This window comes from Leptospira yasudae, from assembly GCF_003545925.1.
In the GTDB taxonomy this organism is placed as follows: Bacteria; Spirochaetota; Leptospiria; order Leptospirales; family Leptospiraceae; genus Leptospira; species Leptospira yasudae.
Genome location: NZ_QHCU01000009.1, coordinates 88,872 through 95,979, shown reverse-complemented (window position 1 = coordinate 95,979; position 7,108 = coordinate 88,872). Strand labels below are relative to the sequence as shown.

Annotated in this window: 6 protein-coding genes; 3 read left to right on the top strand and 3 right to left on the bottom strand. The window is 44.4% G+C overall.

The genetic code is table 11. The features are described 5' to 3' along the window. Positions 1–667 precede the first annotated feature (667 nt). Positions 668–1,765: an LIC10774/LIC10365 family surface protein gene (locus DLM76_RS20325; RefSeq protein WP_118966376.1), complete on the top strand. Its 1,098-nt coding sequence runs from the start codon at positions 668–670 to the stop codon at positions 1,763–1,765. Between the two features lie 81 nt (positions 1,766–1,846). Here the strand turns inward: DLM76_RS20325 and DLM76_RS20320 are convergent, their stop codons facing one another. Continuing rightward, positions 1,847–2,857, bottom strand: coding sequence for an LA_2444/LA_4059 family outer membrane protein (locus DLM76_RS20320; protein ID WP_118966375.1), 1,011 nt, complete (start codon positions 2,855–2,857; stop codon positions 1,847–1,849). A 155-nt stretch (positions 2,858–3,012) separates the two neighbouring features. On the opposite strand from DLM76_RS20320, the gene DLM76_RS20315 reads away from it, so the two are divergent. After that, positions 3,013–3,993 carry a patatin-like phospholipase family protein gene (locus DLM76_RS20315; protein WP_118966374.1) on the top strand — a complete coding sequence of 327 codons (981 nt, stop codon included), beginning with the start codon at positions 3,013–3,015 and terminating at the stop codon, positions 3,991–3,993. A gap of 45 nt (positions 3,994–4,038) precedes the next feature. On the opposite strand, the gene DLM76_RS20310 is transcribed toward DLM76_RS20315, so the two are convergent. After that, positions 4,039–4,500 (bottom strand): acyl-CoA thioesterase, encoded by a 462-nt coding sequence (locus DLM76_RS20310; RefSeq protein ID WP_118957750.1) that lies wholly within the window; start codon positions 4,498–4,500, stop codon positions 4,039–4,041. Between the two features lie 330 nt (positions 4,501–4,830). Between DLM76_RS20310 and DLM76_RS20305 the strand changes: the two genes are divergently transcribed. Continuing rightward, positions 4,831–5,205, top strand: coding sequence for a hypothetical protein (locus DLM76_RS20305; RefSeq protein WP_118966373.1), 375 nt, complete (start codon positions 4,831–4,833; stop codon positions 5,203–5,205). Between the two features lie 11 nt (positions 5,206–5,216). On the opposite strand, the gene DLM76_RS20300 is transcribed toward DLM76_RS20305, so the two are convergent. Continuing rightward, positions 5,217–7,019: a methyl-accepting chemotaxis protein gene (locus DLM76_RS20300; RefSeq protein ID WP_118966380.1), complete on the bottom strand. Its 1,803-nt coding sequence runs from the start codon at positions 7,017–7,019 to the stop codon at positions 5,217–5,219. Positions 7,020–7,108 lie beyond the last annotated feature (89 nt).

Sequence of the window (7,108 nt, the reverse complement as noted above, 5' to 3'; positions counted from 1 at the left end):
ACTAATTACGTCACCCACCCGGTCAAACCCTTTTTACAAAAATTGTTCCGATTTTATTCCTTTTTTTAAGAGGATTTTTATCCGTGTTTTCGAGTAAAAATTCATAAATAGCTGCGAAATCGATTTCATTTTCAAGTTTAAAAAAGGACCGGGACTCCTTCCGTCAATCCAGGATCGGGAATAAATAAGCGACCGAGAAACATATTCGAGAATTAGAATATTATCGTAAAAAATAGAACCCATGTTTTCCAAAAGGAACAATTAGTTCGTGCTACAAACATCCAAACTCAAACAAAATAGGAAATAATAATTTTCCGAAGCGTCACTACAACTTTCGCACTCCTTCAACTGATTTTTAAAACACAACGTTCGAAATTCTATTTACAAAAAAGAATAGTCGCTATCGATTTAATTTCAAAACAAAACAGAACGAAGCCCCTTCTTCAATCTCCACAAATTAAGAAAGGCGATAGAGTCGAATATATACAAAAATAATTATATATAGTAATTATTATATTCTATGTTTGATCTTTGTTCAGGAAAAATTATCATATTTTTTCCATAAAGACCAACAACTCGTCTTTTTCTAGGCAAAAAGTTTTCTCTCATTGTTATAAGCTCACGAGGATTCGCTCTCAACGAATCCTTTATTCAAAGGAGAATTCGCATGAAACAAATTTATTTCTTTATCGCAGCGTCATTGCTGTCGATCGGATGTGTCGGTGAAAATGGAGAAAGCGGCAAAACATCTCAGATGCTTTTAGCGATTGTCAACGGAAAACAATCAAAGATCGAAGTGAATCAAGAGCAAAGATCTTCCGAGTCGGTCATTACAATTCCCACCATTTATGTGGACTCAATTTCCGGAAACGACACCACGAACTCGGGAACAAAAGCCGCGCCGTTCCGTACGATCACGAAGGCAATTTTGGCTTCGACAACTAACAACATTAAGGTGATAGCGGTTGCACCAGGTACTTATAGTGGAGCTATCGGAGAAACGTTTCCGATCACGATTCCGCAAGATGTCAATGTATACGGCGATTTCAACGGAAAAGGTCTCATAGGAGGTTCCTCTTCCCTATATGCGGGGCCGCCGGGAACCACTCCTAAAACAGGAGTTACTTTAATTTCGGGAAACGGAGTCGACAATTCTTCCGGTTACAACAATGTAACATTGGTCCTGAGAAACAATAGTCAAATTGCAGGGTTCAAGTTAACCAATCCAAAACCGTTCGACAACACGGTATATTCAACAACCGTTTTATTGTATCGCGCGTATGCCGCAAAGGTGGGGAATAATACGATCGAAGGAGTTTTCGGCGGACACGGAATTCATATCAATGGATACGGTCCTAATCCCGCAAACTATGGAGGACATATCATTAATGGAAACTCTTTCCGCTCCAATTACAACGGCATTTCGGACTATTCAGGGAGTCCAAATAAAGTCAACAAAGTCGAGAACAACACAATCACTCAGAATAACATCGGAATAAAGAGCGTTTACATAAATCTGGATTTGGGACAAGGAACGACGGGAAGCGTCGGTGGAAATACATTCTCCTGCAATATTCACCAAGACTTAGAGTTGGGAGCCGGTGTGAGCGGACAAACATTGTATGCTCTGAGCAACGCTTGGGATCACATGCCCCCTACGACTCAAACGGGTTATTCCGGCTACGGCGCAGACATAGTAAACTACAATAACGCTACACTCGTCTACTATGCAGGAGGAACAATCGCCTCAGGCGCATGTAATTAAATTCTAAAATTCTTCCTTCTCTTCGAAACTTAAGAAAGAGAAGGAAGGACAAAATGCGAAAGGACGTAATTGATACGCTTCTCAAAAATTCACCGAAAGCCCCAAATACGCGCCGCGCAAACGATCGAAACTTCCCGAATGAATCGTATGAGAAATTCGTAATCCATTCTCGATCTGAAAAGCGCCGTTCGTTCCCGTTTGAAACGGAGAATTTTGGGAATTCCCGAAACTCAGATCCGTTTGATTGAATCCATAATAGCTAAAATAAGAATCGATATAGCTGTAACCTACGTAGAATTTAAACGATTCCGAAATTTGATACGCGATCGAAACGTCGATTTCGCTTCCTCGATAGATTCCGCGAACTCCGGAACTTCCGCTGGAAACGACGATCGAATCCAAGGTCGTGGTTGTCGGTTTGTAAAAGCGGTTTCCTTCGGTATAAAAAAGATCGAACGCGAAACTTAGAAAGAATCGTTCCGCGATCCGATAATCGGTTCGAAACGCGGCTTGCGGTCCGTACGTGTAAAAATATTCCTGATAAGCCCCTTCGCGAAGATAATAGCCGTATTTGTATTTATTAATATTCCGAATTCCTAAACCGAGAAAGAACCTCCAGTTTTCGCTCGCTTCCACGATTCGAAATAGATTGAACTCCGCTTCGGACCGGATCATCGGATTGAAATATTGTCTTCTCGTTTCATAACCGGCGGCTTCCGCTTGTGTTACGATCGTATTCGCGTTTGCCAATTCGATTTCATATGCGGAAATTTCGATCCGGAATTTCTTTTCGGAATGATCGTATCGAAAGACGAACGGAACGATTACTTTTTGATTCTGTTTTGCAGAATCCGTTTTGATCGAGGTTTCCGTCCAAGGACGTTCCGTATACGAAGTAAAATCATAAGGAATCCATTCGTAGGTCTGACGCTTAAGAAGAAGTTCGAAGGAAGGTTTAGCGTTTTCTTTCGACGGATTTTTTTCGGACGACTGGGCCGAAATCGATTCCGCGGCTAAACTCAAAAGACAAAAGCAAAGAACGAACTTCAAGAATTCTTTTTGAGACGTAAAGTTTGCATAACGTGTTTGCATGACTTCCTTCTTTCAACCTGAATTATAATCGGGCATCGATTGACGGAAAAAAAGAATTCTCCCTTGAATCGTTTCCGATTCAACTTTTCCGCAAAAAATAGACGAATCGATCGTATCCTCGTTGAAAGAATCCTCAACCTAAAAATTCTGAACGTATGAGTTCTTATTTCACTCCGGGCAAAGAATCCTTTCCGGGAAACAATCACATTCTCCCGAAACCCGGAAAGAATTCCACCGCGCTCATCGTGGCCGGGGGCGGAATGAAAGGCTCGTTTGCGGGCGGGGTTTTGGCCGCATTGCATCAATACATTCCTTCCACTCATTTCGATCTCATCGTGGGAGTTTCCTCGGGTTCGTGTTCGGCCGCGTATTATGCGGCGGGTTACGAACAAGGTCATGAAGAATCCATTCGCATTCTGGACATTTGGAAGAAGGAATTGATCGGGAATAAATTTATTTCCTTTCTGCATCCGTTCAAAGGGAAGACGGTCCTGGATCAGGAATATCTGATCGATTTTTTATTCGGACAAAAATACAGACTTCCATCGGAGAACTTCGACAAAAAAGAATCCCCTCCCTTGTATGTCGCAGTCACCAATCTCGCAAAACTGCAGACGGAATACATCAAAGCTTCCGCGGCGAACGCGCTCAATCTTTTGAAAGCGGCGACTTCTCTTCCGATCGCCACGCGGGGAAAGTGGAAACTCGACGGGCAATTTTACGGGGACGGCGGAATCGCGGACCCGATTCCCGTGGAGAAGGTGATCGAAGCGGGATACAAGGATATTACGGTTGTCTTAAATACCAACGAGAACGAATTTTCGGATCCGATCTCTAAGTTTTCCGGATGGCTTGCCTATCCTTCCAACAACAAACTCAATCACATGATTACGAAAGTGCATCACACGATGTACAACCGCGCGATTCAGATTCTAAAATATCCTCCTAAGGACGTAAGAATCCAGGTGATCTCCCCTTCTCAACAGGAACTTTCGATGGTGACCACAAGCGCGGAAAAACTCACGCGCTCTATCAATCGCGGAATCGACGCGGGTTTCAAAGCGGTCGCTTCGATCAAAGAAGAATTCTCCCATTTTAAAACCAAGCTGAAAGACAAGGGCTGGAAAATTCTTTAATTGGATCGGATTCAGAAAACCAGAATCCGATTCGATGACCGATTTCTAATTTAACACGGTGGACGCAGGATTGATCGCGTCGATCCCGATCTGTGCAAATGGAACGGGTTTTCGTTTGTGTATGTCCATAAAAAACCAATGCGCCACGCAAACGGCCACGAGTTTTCCGTCGGAAAGACGATACGCATACTGATCGTGAAAAGCCTTTATCTTTCCTTCAAATCGGATCTTGGATTCGATTCGGATTTTCTCCGGATACGTGAGTTCGTTTTTGTATTCCAATTCCACCTTCGTAAGAACCGGACTGATTCCGAACTCCTTGAGCAAACGGTTCATATCGACTCCCGATTGAACCATCGCCCTGAATCTCGCTTCGTCGAAATATCCTAAAAACACGATATTGTTTACGTGTTTGTTTTGATCGATCTCCTGCCAACGTACTTCCGTAAAGTATTCCTGTTTGCGAAAAAGCAACGGTTCTTCCGCGGTAACATTCGAGTTCTGCATTGAATGGGTTTTCCTTTCGATCGATGTTGATCTCTTTTTCTGAAAGAAACAACAAAGACCGTAAAAACCGGTTGCTCAGGATTGAATAAGGGAACGGTTTCCACGTTCCCAAAAATATGTCGTTCGTTCCAGAAATTTGTCGCCTCATGCGGTTTCAAAGGAGATCGTTTTTTTGAATTAAAGAAGAACCGCGGTCTCGATATATGACGGCTTTCGACGTGAATCTTATAAATATAGTATATTCTAGTTTTATAAAATGATTCCAAGAAACGTTTTCGTTTTACCTGCGTTCCCGTTTTGCGAAGATGAACAAAAACAAAGGCGGTTTTTATGAAACTAAATTGGATTCGAACACGAAACGCTGCGATCGTAGGACTCGCTGCGGCGGCTTTAGAAGGGATTTTAATCGGAGCGGCGGACCCGAACGCGGGAATTTTGATTTTAATTCAAGCGATGTTGTTTTGGTTTTCCTGCGGTTTTATCGTAAGCGTCGCGGAAATCGGTCTTCCCAAAGTTCTTTCCGCGGTTCTTTTAACGGAACTTTTGAATCTACCCTGGTTCATCACGTTAGTCGTCATTCCGAAACAATACGATCATCTGGTTCCTTTGATTGTGGCGAGTTTGATCTTTGGAACCGTGATCGGATGGCTGAATCGATTCTTAAAAACGCCGGCTTACGGGTCGTCGGGCGCAAACGATCTTTAAAGCGGCCCTTCTTACGTTTTAAAGAATTCCACTTCCGACTTGAGTTTTCCCGCTTGCGAATTCAATTGAATCGCGAGTTCGTCGATCTGCGTCACGACTTGATTTAAAAACTCGGTCGTTTCCGAAATGGATACGATGGTTTTGGAGAATTCGGTGGAAGTCTGCGCTTGTTCCTGCGTATGATTTCGGATCTCATCGGAAGAAAGAGAAAGATCCGCAAACGCGGACTTGACTTGTTCGCTCGCGGTCAATTGAGAATCGGACAACGATGCGACTTCGGATACGCGATCCAAAGTGGTCCCGACCGTTTCTCCGATTTTTTGAAACGCGGCCTGCGTGGACTCGATGACTTGCCTTCCGCTTTTTGTAGCGTTGAGCGCCTCGGTGATCGCGGACGTGATTCGTTTCGCGTTCTCCTGCGTTTGTTCGCCGAGTTTTGCGATCTCTTGCGCTACGACGGCAAACCCTTTTCCCGCTTCTCCGGCTCTTGCGGCTTCGATCGCGGCATTCAAAGAAAGTAATCCGATTCGATCCGTGATATCGCGGATCACGTTAACGGTCGCTCCCATCTTTGCCGTGCTTTCTTCGATCGCCTCCATCGCCTTCTGCGTTCCGCGTAACGCCTCTTCTCCGCTTCTGGTTTCATCCTTCATACGATCGGCGTCGCCTTTGGTTTCCAACAAGGCCATGTGAACCTGACGAATTCTTCCTTCCAACTCCGCGAGCGAAGACTGAGCCTTTTTTGCGATCTGAGTCTGACTTTCGGCCCGAGACGCCGTGGAATGAATCGAAGCCGCGATTTCTTCCACACCCGAACTCATCTGTTCGGTGGAAGCGGCCTGATCCTGCATCTTTCTGGATAATTCCCTCGTATTTTCTCCGAGCGATTTGGAACTCCCGGAAAGTTTTTCCGATTCTCGAACGACGCTTTTTACGATAATGCGAAGTCGCTTAACAAAGTCGTTCAAAGCCCGGCTGTTGGAACCGAGTTCGTCGCTCGAAACCATGGGAAGAACGTGCGTCAGATTCCCGCCCGACATCTCTCCGAAAATATGAATCATGTTTTGCGAATTTCTGCGGATCGTCAAGGAAAGCTGATACGAGGCGACTCCGACGGCGATGAGCATGAATACAAGGGTGAGAATCAAAGGAATCGTAACGTCTCCGAGTTTGATCCAACCGGACGTTTCCTCGAACAACAGAAATCCGAGGATGATGATCGGAAGCATGGCGATCGAAGCGATCGTGCTGAAAATTCTCGCGTGAACCCCCACGTTTCTGATCTTATCGGAATCGGTCTGAACCTCGTTCAATCTTTCCGATTCCAGAACGTCGACGAAGACGGATTCCGTTAAAAAGAAATGCGAAACTCCTAATATAGGATAGATGATCGCCGGCAAAAACAAGAACGGGATCGATTCCAAAACGGTAGGTTGAAAGAATAAATGCATGATTCTCCATGCGGAGAAGATCCCGTAACTCCATTGAACGACGTAGAAAACGGTGTTGTATAAAGGAAAGTTGAGAATCCTCGTTTTGACGTCGGATCGCTCCTTCGAATTCAGAGCGAACCATTGTTTGTCTTCCAGATTTTTCAGAAGCTTTCCGAGAATCATAAATCGGACGGACGGAACTACGAACGAAGTGAAGAGTGAAATCGTGGACGCGACGATCAAAGCGATCGACTGATCGAAGTCGTATCCTCCCGCGGAAATGATAAACAATACGGCAAGCGGAACGGCGAGGATGGAAGTCAACAACTCCAAACCTACGGTCAATTTCCATCGTAATCTACGGGATTCTAACTGATTCATTCTCTGCTCTTTTTCTAAAAATCGAAGACAATCATTCGAACGCGACTCGTTCGATCTACACATTATCATCGGACGAAGGTTTTTTTGTG